This is a genomic window from Gimesia sp. (assembly GCF_048262075.1).
GTDB lineage: Bacteria > Planctomycetota > Planctomycetia > Planctomycetales > Planctomycetaceae > Gimesia.
The window spans coordinates 1-12,674 of sequence record NZ_JBLXFK010000014.1 but is presented as its reverse complement, the minus strand read 5'-3'; the positions used below and the strand labels follow the sequence as shown (position 1 = coordinate 12,674).

Below are 12,674 nucleotides of genomic sequence, written 5' to 3'. Positions count from 1 at the left end.
TTATTAGTTTGAAAAAAACAATATGACGATGGATGATTATTATAAAAGCATTGATCTTATTTCTTTGACTCAAGGATTTGATAATACAGATCCTGAGCGAGCAAAAAATATTTTATATATTCATGCAATCGAGACATTTGTAAGAAAATGTGAAATTGAAGAGTTAAACGATGCATTATTACTCAAAGTTTGTGGGCAACCTGACGAAGTTATTCATTGCGAAGATTTTGATGTTTGGATTTATTTATGGTATGCTTGGTATGGATATGAGAATGGTCTCGATATCACAATCACACCGTTTACAATTCAGTCAATCAGAGTCCGTTTCTTAGAACTCGATGAAATAAGATCATTTGAAAATGCCAGGGTAGAAATAATAAATAAATATGGCAAGAAGCTGACATAAAAACCAGAAAAAGGTGCAGGATAAAAAAAGGGGACAGGAGTGCTCTGGATAGATTAAGGGTCAGGAGTCGTTTTATTGACTCCTGACCCCTTTTTTTATTCTAGCTCACAAGACCTTTTCTACAGAGCAGTCCTGACCCCTTTTCTGTCCCCGTGACAGCGTCACTATGGGACCGTTGCGCAGCTACATCTCAAAAAATCAGCGGCAGTGCCATTCGTCGCTGACACCTTTTTCTGTTCGGCTGTGATTCAGTTCAGCCGTTGATAGACCGTGTATTTTCTGAAACGGTTACCACCTTTTTCTGTCTTCGTTTATTCAATTATGCCAAGAACACCCGAATCCCTGAAACTTTGATCCAAACCAAGACAACGGGTAACTAACCGCAAATTACGGATATTTACAGGAGCTTCAGAAGTAAGAATATGCAGAATTCCCGATGTCGCTTCGTTGCTTGAGGACATAGACTGAATCTCGTAAACACAACATCGCTCGATCACAGAGTTGCTGTCAACGAGAGCACATGGAATAAAAGAACCAACTACAGGGCCAGTTGACACTGCTACCGATTGCAGTCGTGATCGGATGGCGCTCACTGCCTGCGATTCAAATTGTGCAATAAGCGGGTCATAGCCGATGTCACTAGGAGTCAGGCCATCCGAAGTTTCAAGAAATTTCTTCCAAATGGTCAGCCAGCCACGTACTTGGTCCCAGCATTTCAGACGCAATCGTACGTTGCACGAAACTTGGCAATGTGTCCTGTATCGATTCGTCGTTACAAATTTCCCAATAGCCTGATCGGCTACCGAATTCGGAAGTAGAAGAGCAGTGTGTCGACACGCGAGCTCAGCTACAGTGACCGCATTTGGATTAGATTGCCTTACACCGTTAATCTCTATGCTAGGGTCGATAAACTCCGTAACCCATCCTCCTTCCCAAATTGACACAGGACCACGATAGTCAGTCGAGACTACTGCAGCCTGTACCGTCGTTCGGATCGACGGTGGAGGTACTTGAACTGCTACTGCCGACACAACCTTTAGCGGATATTCATCCGGAAGAAACTCCAAGCCTTCAGGCACAGGAAATGGAAGTGCCTGCGGATCTTGTATCGAAAAATGATGTCCGCGAAGATTATGTGCAGAAAAAACATAGTATGAATACTCAAGATCTGTTGTCATTTATAACACCCTCGAAATGGTGGATGGGGTCTTGCTTACGATAACATCGAAACCGAAATGTTTCAGAATTGTTGTGGCATTATACTCCATTATTTCGCCGGTACTTTGAGTCACTGCTTTGCCCCACAAGCCTTTGCTCAAAAGATATCTGAGTAGATTAAAGGGGTCAGGAGTCGTTTTATTGACTCCTGACCACTTTTTTTATTCGAATAATCTGGGCCTGGCCGGTTAATCACATTTCCCCGAAAATCACACTTATTTCTGGACCAGTTATCTTAATATTTCTTAGAGTTATCCAGTAAAAGATCGACAATCATTTCCGGAGAAGGGGATTCATTACTATCAAAGTAATCTTCAGGATGCAGTAGTAAACGTGTGCCATCTGTGTGCATGCTATTGTGGCTAATAGCAGTGATGATCAAAAAAGATCTTCCCTCTGTTTTGGGGCCATTCTGATACTCTTTTACAAGGAAAACCAACTCTTCTCGAGAGAGAGCTTTGTCAAATTTAAAATATCCTTCAATGATCTCGGCTATTATCTCATCAGGGTAGTCCTTGATACATAAGCGATGCACAATAGGATAAGGGCACAAACTTCCAAACTCTTTGAGATACTCCCCATATTCTTCACTATGCCCTTTTAATGACTTTAGTCTCTTGAGCATCCATAAGAGATGATCTCTATCCATATCTATGGGCACTTCCTTTACTTCCGGGACTTTATTTGTTTTTTTTGAATTATCCAGTAACAGATCAATGATCATTTCTGGAGAAGGGGATTCATTGTCTTCAAAGTAATCTTCGGGACAGATAAGAATATCTGAACCGTCCGGGCGTAAACTATTGTAATCAACCGCATAAACTATTAATGAATCTTTTCCTTCTGTGGTATCCCCATTCTGAAACTCTCTGACAAGAGAAATTAACTCTTCTCGAGAAAGAGTTCTGGCGTACTGTTCATAGCCTTCAATAATTTCTGCTAACATTTCGTCTGGATAGTCTGACTTACACATGTTATATACACCCACATTAGGGGAGATCTCTTCAAGCTCTTTGAGATATTCTGAATAATCTTCACAATGATCCATTGCTGTCCTCATTCTATCCACCAACCATAATGTACGTTCTCTAACCATATACAATCCTTTTATAAATGTAATCAAATTTGCATATCCTGTGTCTTGATCGTACTTATCACAGGGAAAGTATTAAATAGATTAAAGGGGTCAGGAGTGCTCTGTGTACCTAAAAAGGTGTCAGGAACCTTTTACGGAATACAACAAAGGAATCCCCCAGTGAAATTACATAGCGTCTCGTCAGTTTCCCTGTTTTTCATCAGCGTCTGCTGCCTTGCTGCATTCAATTTTGCAGCAGGTGCAGCAGAACCGAAGGTCCAGGTCAAAGTCCTGCGCGCGGATGAACTCAAACTGAAACAGAACGGTAAGAACATGACTGCCACCCTGCTGGAAGTCACCCTCGATCCCCTCGCGGACAGTCCCCCACATCGGCATCCCGGCTCCGTCTCCGGCTACATCATCGAAGGCACCTTCGAATTTCAGGTCGGCGACGGTCCCCTGCAGACTTTCAAAGCCGGCGATACCTTTTTCGAACCCGCCATGATTCTGCACCGCATCGGCCGCAACCCCGATCCTGAAAAACGAACCCGCTTCATCGTCACCATGGTGCATTCCTCCGATGCCAAACAACTGGTGATCCCCGAACCCGAATAACAGATGCCCCCTTTTTAATCATCAAACACAAATCACCCCACAGAAAGCAGCACTGTGAACTCCCCTTATCCTCGAAACAACCGCCTCACCTGATTCGCCCTCTGTTTCGTTCGCCTGGCTCTGGCGGCCTCGTTTCTCTCTGCCGTCGCCGACCGTCTCGGCTACTGGGGCGCAGCCGGAACCGGTGAAGTTGCCTGGGGCAGTTTTTTCCCCTTTGTCGACTACACGCGGCGGCTGCTCTGGTTTCTACCCGAACCGCTGGTCCTTCCCTTCACCTGGACCGCCACGATCCTGGAAGTCCTCTTGGTGATCGGTCTCATCATCGGCTTCCAATTACGTTACATCGCATTCGCCAGCAGCCTGTTACTCTTCACCTTCGCCCTGACGATGACATTTGCCACCAGCCCCGAAGGCCCCCTCTCCCTCTCCGTCTGGACCGCCTCCACAGCCGCTTTATTACTGGCCACTCATCCCCCGTTGCAACGAAAGGCTGCTGCGTAGAATTAAATGGTGTCCGACACGAATGGCACCTTTCACGGGACTCGACCGCTTCCGATAAAATACGTTCAACCGCGGCGTTGTCATCAACCGTCTCATAAATGGTCATCTGGCTATCCGCCCGATTGACTACAGGATAAATACACCCCGCCTGAGTGGCCGCTTTTGGTCGTCTCATAAGCAAAGAATTTAGCGAAAAGTCCTTGAAATTTTATTTTAAGGTTCCTGACACCTTTTATTCTATTAATATGTTGCTGCTGATTTTAAGTGCACGACGGACTCCCCCCCTCAAAGTACGACAATCGTCGTTGACAACATACGACCACTGTCGTATATTACGGGCATGAACCAAAAATATCCCAAACCGACCACGGCTGAACTGGAAATCCTCAGTATCCTCTGGGAACACGGGCCAGAGACCGTCCGTGCGATTCACGATATTCTCTCGCAGGATAAGGAAACCGGGTACACGACCACTCTGAAGATCCTGCAGAAAATGACGGAGAAAGGGCTCGTCACGCGTGATGAATCCCGGCGTTCGCACGTCTATCACGCTGCGCTCCAGGCGGAACAGACGCAGCGCCAACTGCTCGACGAACTGATCAAACAGGCGTTCGGGGGAGCCGCTGAGAAGCTGGTGATGCAGGCGCTTTCCTCACGAAAAGTTGCCCCCGAAGAGATCGGGGCGCTCCGCAGATTACTCGATGAACTGGAGGAGAAATCCCAATGAATGAGTTGCAGGAAATCCTGAATCATCCCCTTGTGATCAAATGGGGTTGTGTGTTGTTGCATTTCGTGTGGCAGGGAGCAATTCTGTCGATGCTCGCCTGGTTCGTATTATCCCTGTGTGCCCGGAGATCTGCATCTCTCCGCTACCTGCTGGCAACGGGCTGTCTGTTTCTGATGCTAAGCTGCCCACTGATCACCTGGCTGAGCATGGGACAGCTCAATCGCTCTGAAATGACTGCCGCGCGTGTTCCAGATTCGGCCCCCTCTGCCACCTCCGACCATTCGTCCACACTCCCTTTCGCGTCGCCAGACCAAGAGCAGCTTGCGAAGGTTTCAAAGACAACTGACTTCACTACATCCACATCGATTCCCAAGAGCGCCGCGGGGCCTGTCTGGATCTCCTTTCAGGAACGTGTTTTGCCCTGGTTTGTTGCGGCCTGGGCATGTGGTGTGCTTGTATTAGCAGTTCGGCTGACCGGGGGCTGGATCGTCGCCCGGAAATGTGTGGGCAACGGTCATCCACTTCGTGATTCCTGGACCAACCGTGTGCAGGAACTGACGGTGCTCCTTAATCTGGCCCGGCCGATTCGCTGGATCGAGTCAAACCATATCCTCGTTCCGCAAGCGATGGGCTGGTTGAAGCCGGTCGTTCTTGTGCCGAGTTCACTGTTCACGACGTTCACTCCTGCAGAGATCGAATGCCTGCTGCTGCATGAAATGATGCATATCCGTCGGCATGACTTTCTGGTGAACCTGATTCAATGTGTGATCGAAACGCTGTTTTTTTATCACCCGGGAGTCTACTGGCTCTCCCGTCGCATTCGGCTGGAGCGGGAACTGGCCTGTGATGCAGGGGTCGTCAGTTTCACCGATGACCAAATCACCTTTTCCCGCGCATTACTTTCCCTGGCCGAACAGGCACTGCTTCCCCCACCGGCACTGGCTGCGATAGACGGTGATCTGACCACGCGCATTCGCGCGATCCTGGGGCTGAAATCATCCCGATCAGGCTCTCGCTTCGCCATCGGGATTGGCCTGGCGGTGTGCGTCATTACAGTCGGGATCGTGTTGATGGTTGGTTCGCAGCCGCAGAGTGTGCCGGAACGAAAGACAGAATCTTTGCTGCACGATCCAGATTCCCCGCCGGTGATGGAACGGTTTGTCGAGGACGGTATTCCTGTTCCTGAACTCTCTGGAAAAGTTGTTAACAGTGAAGGGATTCCCGTTGCAGAGACCACGGTCTATTTAAGACAGACTAATCGTACCAAAAGCGGCCGGGGGATTCCCAGACCATGGGAAGATCTGGCACAGACAACGACAGATGCAGAGGGGAAATTCCGGTTTGTGGACGTATTGGATGTCGAGCAACATCGCGTCTTCCCCGCCTACGATCTTGTCGCGATGAAAGACGGTCATGCACTGGGCTGGCAACACGTGCTCCCGACCAGACCGGTTTCGGACATCAAGTTGACTCTTCAGAAAGAACCTGCAACAGTAACCGGTCGCGTGACGAATGCAGAAGGGAAACCGGTTGGCAACGCCGAGATTCGACTCAAACATCTGATGTCCATGCGTCACATCACGCAGGCAGATCTGGAAGAAGGTCGCTGGCCGAGTTGGAAGGATCGCCAGTTTGTCGCCCTAGACGGTTTCCGGGACGCACCGACAGCGACTTCCGATGCAGAAGGCCGCTTTGAGCTGAAAGGGCTCATCGCAAATCGAGGACTCGTTCTGCAAGTCGCACATCCCGACTATCTGGTTCGCGATATCTATGCGTCGACCGTTGAAAAACTGCTTCCTGAGACAGCGGCAAAGTCGAAACGAGAAGTCCAGGCGGGGGAGATATCGGTTTCACTTGACCCCGGATACCGGGCCCGGTTGAGAGTCGTCGATGAGGAAACCGGAGCACTGATCCCCGGCGTACGCTATGCCAATATGCAGGGGGCCCACCAGATTCCTCCCCGGCAACACGATCAGGATGGCGTCATTGAAATCGATCACCTCGCGAAGCCGAATCTCTTTGCCACCGTGTATCCGCCGAAAAACACCGAATACCTTGCATACAGCAATCTCCTCGAATGGCCCGCTGAAACACACTTGCAGGAAGTCGAGATCCGGCTGAAGAAAGGCATTCCCGTACGCGGGCGGGTGATCAGTCAGGAAACGGGAGCTGGCGTTGAAAACGCCCAAGTCTCCTGGAGACAGGTCCAGAATGCAGTCATCCCTGACGCTTCACATCTGCATGCCCCCCAGCTTGCGACAACTGATGCAGATGGTTCTTTTCTGTTCCACTGCCTCCCAGGTGAGTACACATTTTATACACGTGGAAGGAATCGTGGATTCATGTCGAACGCCTCTCCGCAATTGAGCAGGCAGAAAGCGATCGTCTCACTTGACGGACCAGACAGCGTTCCCATCATTGAGCTGGAGTCGGCACCGAGGTTTCAATTCGTCGTCAAAGATCCCCAGGGAAAACCTGTCGCTGATGCCGAGATTCTGACCCGGGCATGGAGTTCTCTTAACAGTTATCTGCCTCTACGCGGAGTCACGAACGCCAGGGGAGAATATCTGCTTGATCAACTCTTTATGAATGACGTCGCCGCACAGCAACTCCCGGCGAACGAAGTCATCATCCGAAATGCCAATAACACCCTGGGAGCCCAGTGGCTGCTGCAGCGTCCCCCTGCGGATGCCCCCCTTGAGCAGCGCATCGAAGTCCAGCTACAGGAACTTGGATTCGTTGAAGGGAGAACCGTACATGGACAGACCGGCGAACCAATTGCGGGCACACAAATTATTCTATACCGGCAGAATCACGAGCGCAACCTCTCATCACCTGTAAGAGAAATCACGACCACCGGTGCCGACGGTTACTTCCGACTGAAAGGCGTGCTGCCGGGCATTGAGCACCACCTTTCGATGACTCACACAAGATATAAAACTCCCAATGGTTACCAGCTGCGTTTCAAGGTCACAGACGGAACCACCAAAGATTTCGGCAAGATCTCTCTCACTGATCTGACTCCCCCTGCAGTGCCTGAACTTGCGAAAGCAACTGCGGCACCCTTTTAATCCGGGACCATTTCCAATCCCCGAGATATTTCCCCTGAAGTCGCTATTTTTCTTCGCTGATCAATTACGCTGTGACTATAATAAAAGTCGCTGTTCAGGAATGACTGTTTATCCGATCAACCACAGAGGAGAATGCAAATGAGAGACTTTGGATTGAAAGTATTAACCATTGCGACGGCGCTGGGAATCAGCCCCCTGTTCCTGTCCGCTGCGGAACCGGACTCAGGAACGAATGACACGATCCAACTGGACCCCATCGTCCGCGCAGGGACCGCTCATCTGAATTACGACGACGCGACTCGCGCACGCTACCACTTCCACAACGGTCACTGGATGTTTGAAGCCGAAGCGGGACAATGGCTGATCCATCAGAACGGCGTCTGGAAACGCTCCCAACCAATGAAGGACATTACGCCAACACTGCAGCTGAGTTCCTACACCTCACAGGTTCCCGCGGAGCCCGGGCTCGAACCTGTTCCGGAAAATCCGCCTATGATTGAGTCTCTTCCTGATGGCGGCGTCATCTTCAGACCACCCCCAGGAGGCAACCCGCTTGGTCCCTATTTCGATCAGTTCATCCCCAGCTACGCCAGCACGGGTCGCGGCTCTTACGGTGGATATGGTGGCGGCTGTTACGGCGGCGGCTATTACAGTTCGTTCCGCCGCTGGTAAAAACAGTATCAGGTTACCGCAACGGCGAACCTGAAGTTGTATCACAGAGAGATCTGTAAGTAACCGGTGTCAGGTCCATCACCTATTGGGCCTGACACTTTTGTTGTTTCCCTTATGTTGATCACAGGGAATGAATCTGACTCCATTCAATTTGTGATCTCTGATCTTCTGATACAGCTGGGTCGAAACAATGATCGCCTTCCAGGCCGATGCACCACTCCCGAAATACTCTTGAGTTTTCAAAATGGGATCGGCGGGCGGTTCTGTTAAAGTGGGAAACAAGCTCCTGCAGATCGGTAAATATTTTGTGCGACCACAACTGACACAAGTTTCACAAGGTTGATCTTTAGATAGTTGCAGTCCAGATTTCTCGGTTACTTTAAGATCCAGTTGTAATACCGTCTGTAAGACTTGACCGCTTTTAAACTGAATGACCGGCAGGCAACCAACGCCTGATGTTTGGAATACACTCTCCCAGACATCGGGAAGAACGAAAAATTCATCATACAACCAATGCAGTTGCAAAATATTGTTTCTCCCCCATTTGGGTTCATGTTTTATTTGAATGGGAGCAATCTGACGTTTACCAATCCCACATTTCTCACAATATTCTGAGAGGTCAAAGCTGGCGGAGAGGTAGCCGAAGTCATCATCAGGCTGGGGATATCCGTGATACCAGCTTGACTGCATCTGCAATGAACGGGCTCGATTCAGTTCACTTCTGGTAAACTTCATCATGATCACGTCGCCCATCTTCCAGTCTTTGATGAGTGATGCTACTGCAGGCCAGGTCGGATGCGATTCTTCAATATCAAACGACACCAGACGTACAAAGGAATTTTGCGAGGCCTCAACCTCAAGGCCCAGATCACGGAGCTGTTCAAGCTGCCAGAACTCAGGCGTGAATGATACTCGGTGAATCGTTCTCATGCTTAGATTTGACTCCTGATCAACACAAGCTTCAACATCGAAAACAGATCTGGCTTTTTTCTCACGATAAATGCACTACATTCAAGAAATGATTTCCCATTCGTCTTCGCGCACCCCGAATTCCCACTCCGCTTGAGCCTGGGCTTTCTCGATGGATTCATGAAATGTATCTGTCATTTCAATTCCATGCGAATCACAATACAGCAGGTAGAAACCCGGGTCCTCAACGTAATGGACTATTTTCAACTCTGCAGGCGTCCGCATTTCTTCAGCTGCGGCCCCGAGATAGTGGCGGGTTTTTCCAGTCGGCTGGTGACTCGCAGTAAGTTTGATTCGTCTAAGCAGCAATTCTTCTGACATCATTCAATCCAAGATTATCTCACTTGTTGAAACGATAAGATCTCCCTTAGATCCACTATGAGCGTTTTTCACTTTGACATTCAAGTATCGATGGCTGAGAATACCACATACAGTGTAATTGAATGCTCAGCAGATAGACAATAATCGTTTTTTAAGGTTCTCTTCTCTCTCTATTTATTCGGCTCATTGCACCATGCCCGTCTCTACCGAAATACAGGTTCGTGTCGCGCATGCGGATGTGGTCATGGATATGGCGTTTCCTTACTCCCTGAAATACTGGCAGCGTGGCGAGAAGGAAACCGATCCCTGGCTGCAGCGGACTGGTGACTCGTGTGCCATTTTCCTCGAAGAAAAACAGGCCGTCATCATCGAAGGGGACTGTCTCCATCAAGTCTCGGCTCCGGAAGAGGGCACGATTATTGTCTGCGGCAATCTGTACTCCACCCTGGATGTCAACGGCTTCTCCGAAATCATCATCACCGGCGATGTCAGGCCCGACGGTTATATCAGGGCAGATAATTTCTGCCATGCGTTTATTGGAGGCCGCCTCGAAGGCACACTGCAATCTGCTGATTCGACAAAAGTCTGGATTGATTCTGATTTAACGGGTGTACTGAAAACCGGATTCTCTTTCTCACGTATCCATGTCGGCAGCGATTACACGGGGAGCATCATCCCCCATGAACAACCATCCTCACTCTTTCTGAACGTCGCCGGCTTCGCTGCCAATGAGTCACTCTATAGAATCATGGAATACTACCCCAACCGTGTCAACGCATCGATCGCCGTCAGCGATGTCCCGCCCGGCCTGTATCCGCAAGAGGACTCTCATCGAAGAAACGAACGTGGCAATTGTTTTGCCCGCTGGTCGGTTCAACAACAGCGATAATCAGTAATCTGTTGGGCATAAAAAAGTGCCAGTGAAAAGTCACATTTTTCGGCCCCCGCTCTCAGGTAAGACAAGACTCCCCCCGAATCGACTGATATACTGACACAGAATAGAACGCCGGTTCGCTGACGCAAATGTCGCGGCCCCCCTTAAATCCTGCACTCGATTTCAAGGACCACTGATGATGTACCGCTTGAGTCTGCTGCTGTTTGCTCTGTTCTGTGCTGCTCCCGTTTTTGCAGAGGAACGTCCCAACGTCCTCTTTATCGCCGTCGATGATCTGCGACCCGAACTGGCCTGCTACGGTAAACAGCACATTCATTCGCCAAATATCGATAAGCTGGCCGAGAGTAGCGTACTGTTCGAACGGGCGTTCTGCATGGTGCCCACCTGTGGTGCTTCGCGGGCCAGTCTGATGACCGGCATCCGTCCCGCGCGGAATCGCTTTGTCAACTTTCTCGCCTGGGCCGAACGTGATGCGCCGAATGCAACAACCATGAATACCCAGTTCAAGCAGAACGGTTATTATACGGCGTCACTGGGAAAAATCTTCCATCACCCCGCCGACAACAGGCAGGGCTGGTCGGAACCGGCGTGGCGACCCAAAGGGGTCCAGTGGTATCAGCGGCCTGACAATCAGGAAAAACACGCCGCCCGACAGAAACTGGGCAACAAGAAAAAAGGCCCCGCGTGGGAATCAGCCGACGTCCCCGATAACGCGTACATGGATGGCGTGCTGGCGGAAAAAGCCATTGAAAAACTGCAACAATTGAAAAAACAGGAGCAGCCTTTCTTCCTCGCAGTCGGATTCTTCAAGCCACACTTGCCCTTCATCGCACCGCAGAAATACTGGGATCTGTACGACCACGACAAGATCCAGCTACCCGACAATTATAAAGTCCCGCAGGGTGCACCAAAAGAATCGATTCACAGATTCGGCGAACTGCGGGCCTACGCTGACATTCCCGCGCAGGGACCGGTCTCTGAGGAAACCGCCCTCAATCTGATTCACGGCTATTATGCGTGCGTGAGTTACACCGACGCGCAAATTGGTAAGCTGTTGTCAGAACTCGATCGTCTGAAACTGAGCGACAACACCATCGTCGTCCTCTGGGGAGATCATGGCTGGAACCTGGGTGATCACACCCTCTGGTGCAAACACAGTTGTTACGAGAGTTCGCTGCACATCCCGCTCATCGTACGGGCACCGGGTATTAAAGGGGGAGAACGCCGCACACCGCTGATTGAGTCGATCGACATTTATCCTACCCTCTGCGAGCTGGCCGGCATCCGGCAACCGAGACACCTCAAAGGGCAAAGCTTCGTCAGCCTGATGAAAGACCCTCAAGCAGAATGGAAACAGGCCGCTGTCAGCCGTTATAAAAACGGCGACACGATCCGCACTGATACGCTCCGCTATACCGAGTACACGCTTCCCAAAGGCAAGCAGGTCTCGCACATGCTCTACGATCACAGCACCGACCCGCTGGAGAACGTCAACGTCTCCACACAACAGGCCGACGCCGTCATAGAGCTGTCCGCACAGCTACATCAGCTCAAAGGCCGTAACCGGAAACCCGGCAAAGGCAAGCAGAAGCCATAACGGCCATTCATTAGAATTAAACTGCTTTATAACAAAACCAGAATCAGAACGATTATCAAAATCAATCCGATCCCTCCACTGGGCCCGTATCCCCAGTTACGACTGTAGCCCCACGTAGGCAAGGCTCCGAGCAGAAACAGAATCAGGATGATTAATAAAATAGTCTCTAACATGACTTCACTCCTTAGATGTATTTCTCATTGACTTGTTTAAAAGTAGTCTGACTTGACTATTGCTGATAAAAGCAGTTTGCATGCCAGTAAACCTCTTCTGACATTATTATTCTCACATTCGATGAGAACCCTGTTTTTAAAGGGCTTATTAACAATCCAACCCCCTGATTTTCTGAACCAGGGGATTACGCATGCCTCTCAATCCGCCGTAAGATGAGCGATCACAAACCAGCCTGGCAGACAAACTGACTCAATCATAGAAATAAAGGTGTCAGCGACTGTGTTAAAATCTGTCAAGAGGTAATCAGATTCTGATCCCATGTCTGATTATTTTTCATCATCGAATTCAGGATGGTGAGAAATTTTCGCATGCAGGCTGTGATGGCGAGCTTCTTTGGTTTGCCTCTTTCCAATAAAGACAGATAAAATGCTTT

13 protein-coding genes and 1 pseudogene are annotated in these 12,674 nt (G+C 49.7%); 8 read left to right on the top strand and 6 right to left on the bottom strand.

The window, feature by feature from the left end; all coding sequences use genetic code 11:
- Positions 1–28 precede the first annotated feature (28 nt).
- The gene (locus tag ACN0YH_RS22415) at positions 29–406 is read left to right on the top strand and encodes a hypothetical protein (protein WP_417381828.1); all 378 of its coding nucleotides are present in this window, start codon (positions 29–31) and stop codon (positions 404–406) included.
- A 311-nt stretch (positions 407–717) separates the two neighbouring features.
- Here ACN0YH_RS22415 and ACN0YH_RS22410 read toward each other — a convergent pair whose 3' ends face one another.
- Positions 718–1,584, bottom strand: a complete 867-nt coding sequence (locus ACN0YH_RS22410) for a hypothetical protein (RefSeq protein ID WP_417381827.1) — start codon at positions 1,582–1,584, stop codon at positions 718–720.
- 275 nt (positions 1,585–1,859) lie between these two features.
- Positions 1,860–2,720 carry a hypothetical protein gene (locus tag ACN0YH_RS22405; protein WP_417381826.1) on the bottom strand — a complete coding sequence of 287 codons (861 nt, stop codon included), beginning with the start codon at positions 2,718–2,720 and terminating at the stop codon, positions 1,860–1,862.
- Positions 2,721–2,879: 159 nt separating this feature from the next.
- On the opposite strand from ACN0YH_RS22405, the gene ACN0YH_RS22400 reads away from it, so the two are divergent.
- The 5 genes from ACN0YH_RS22400 to ACN0YH_RS22380 all read left to right on the top strand — a co-directional run bounded on the left by ACN0YH_RS22400 (position 2,880) and on the right by ACN0YH_RS22380 (position 8,285).
- On the top strand, positions 2,880–3,314 hold the full coding sequence (locus ACN0YH_RS22400) for a cupin domain-containing protein (RefSeq protein WP_417381825.1): 435 nt from the start codon (positions 2,880–2,882) through the stop codon (positions 3,312–3,314).
- 303 nt (positions 3,315–3,617) lie between these two features.
- Positions 3,618–3,815: a hypothetical protein gene (locus ACN0YH_RS22395; RefSeq protein ID WP_417381824.1), complete on the top strand. Its 198-nt coding sequence runs from the start codon at positions 3,618–3,620 to the stop codon at positions 3,813–3,815.
- 340 nt (positions 3,816–4,155) lie between these two features.
- A complete protein-coding gene (locus ACN0YH_RS22390) occupies positions 4,156–4,542 on the top strand; it encodes a BlaI/MecI/CopY family transcriptional regulator (RefSeq protein ID WP_417381823.1) in 387 nt (128 codons plus the stop codon).
- Entirely contained in the window at positions 4,539–7,613 is a 3,075-nt protein-coding gene (locus ACN0YH_RS22385; protein ID WP_417381822.1) for a M56 family metallopeptidase, read from the top strand. Before ACN0YH_RS22390 ends, ACN0YH_RS22385 begins: the two co-directional genes overlap by 4 nt.
- A 138-nt stretch (positions 7,614–7,751) precedes the next feature.
- Complete coding sequence (locus tag ACN0YH_RS22380) at positions 7,752–8,285, top strand: hypothetical protein (protein ID WP_417381821.1); 534 nt, start codon at positions 7,752–7,754, stop codon at positions 8,283–8,285.
- Positions 8,286–8,363: 78 nt separating this feature from the next.
- On the opposite strand, the gene ACN0YH_RS22375 is transcribed toward ACN0YH_RS22380, so the two are convergent.
- Positions 8,364–9,215 (bottom strand): hypothetical protein, encoded by an 852-nt coding sequence (locus tag ACN0YH_RS22375; RefSeq protein WP_417381820.1) that lies wholly within the window; start codon positions 9,213–9,215, stop codon positions 8,364–8,366.
- Positions 9,216–9,296: 81 nt separating this feature from the next.
- A complete protein-coding gene (locus ACN0YH_RS22370) occupies positions 9,297–9,578 on the bottom strand; it encodes a hypothetical protein (protein ID WP_417381819.1) in 282 nt (93 codons plus the stop codon).
- Positions 9,579–9,768: 190 nt separating this feature from the next.
- Here ACN0YH_RS22370 and ACN0YH_RS22365 point away from each other — a divergent pair, with 190 nt between their 5' ends.
- Both ACN0YH_RS22365 and ACN0YH_RS22360 read left to right on the top strand, forming a co-directional pair.
- Positions 9,769–10,464, top strand: a complete 696-nt coding sequence (locus ACN0YH_RS22365) for a hypothetical protein (RefSeq protein ID WP_417381818.1) — start codon at positions 9,769–9,771, stop codon at positions 10,462–10,464.
- Between the two features lie 181 nt (positions 10,465–10,645).
- On the top strand, positions 10,646–12,067 hold the full coding sequence (locus tag ACN0YH_RS22360) for a sulfatase (RefSeq protein WP_417381817.1): 1,422 nt from the start codon (positions 10,646–10,648) through the stop codon (positions 12,065–12,067).
- A 26-nt stretch (positions 12,068–12,093) separates the two neighbouring features.
- Here the strand turns inward: ACN0YH_RS22360 and ACN0YH_RS22355 are convergent, their stop codons facing one another.
- Both ACN0YH_RS22355 and ACN0YH_RS22350 read right to left on the bottom strand, forming a co-directional pair.
- Positions 12,094–12,240 carry a DUF3309 family protein gene (locus ACN0YH_RS22355; RefSeq protein ID WP_417381816.1) on the bottom strand — a complete coding sequence of 49 codons (147 nt, stop codon included), beginning with the start codon at positions 12,238–12,240 and terminating at the stop codon, positions 12,094–12,096.
- A 293-nt stretch (positions 12,241–12,533) separates the two neighbouring features.
- Positions 12,534–12,674: pseudogene (locus ACN0YH_RS22350) on the bottom strand (IS110 family transposase); the annotation flags it as partial.

Coding starts and splice junctions, on each gene's coding strand:
- ACN0YH_RS22415 (WP_417381828.1), top strand. CDS start 29: ATGGATGATTATTATAAAAGCATTGATCTTATTTCTTTGACTCAAGGA.
- ACN0YH_RS22410 (WP_417381827.1), bottom strand. CDS start 1,584: ATGACAACAGATCTTGAGTATTCATACTATGTTTTTTCTGCACATAAT.
- ACN0YH_RS22405 (WP_417381826.1), bottom strand. CDS start 2,720: ATGGTTAGAGAACGTACATTATGGTTGGTGGATAGAATGAGGACAGCA.
- ACN0YH_RS22390 (WP_417381823.1), top strand. CDS start 4,156: ATGAACCAAAAATATCCCAAACCGACCACGGCTGAACTGGAAATCCTC.
- ACN0YH_RS22385 (WP_417381822.1), top strand. CDS start 4,539: ATGAATGAGTTGCAGGAAATCCTGAATCATCCCCTTGTGATCAAATGG.
- ACN0YH_RS22380 (WP_417381821.1), top strand. CDS start 7,752: ATGAGAGACTTTGGATTGAAAGTATTAACCATTGCGACGGCGCTGGGA.
- ACN0YH_RS22375 (WP_417381820.1), bottom strand. CDS start 9,215: ATGAGAACGATTCACCGAGTATCATTCACGCCTGAGTTCTGGCAGCTT.
- ACN0YH_RS22370 (WP_417381819.1), bottom strand. CDS start 9,578: ATGATGTCAGAAGAATTGCTGCTTAGACGAATCAAACTTACTGCGAGT.
- ACN0YH_RS22365 (WP_417381818.1), top strand. CDS start 9,769: ATGCCCGTCTCTACCGAAATACAGGTTCGTGTCGCGCATGCGGATGTG.
- ACN0YH_RS22360 (WP_417381817.1), top strand. CDS start 10,646: ATGATGTACCGCTTGAGTCTGCTGCTGTTTGCTCTGTTCTGTGCTGCT.
- ACN0YH_RS22355 (WP_417381816.1), bottom strand. CDS start 12,240: ATGTTAGAGACTATTTTATTAATCATCCTGATTCTGTTTCTGCTCGGA.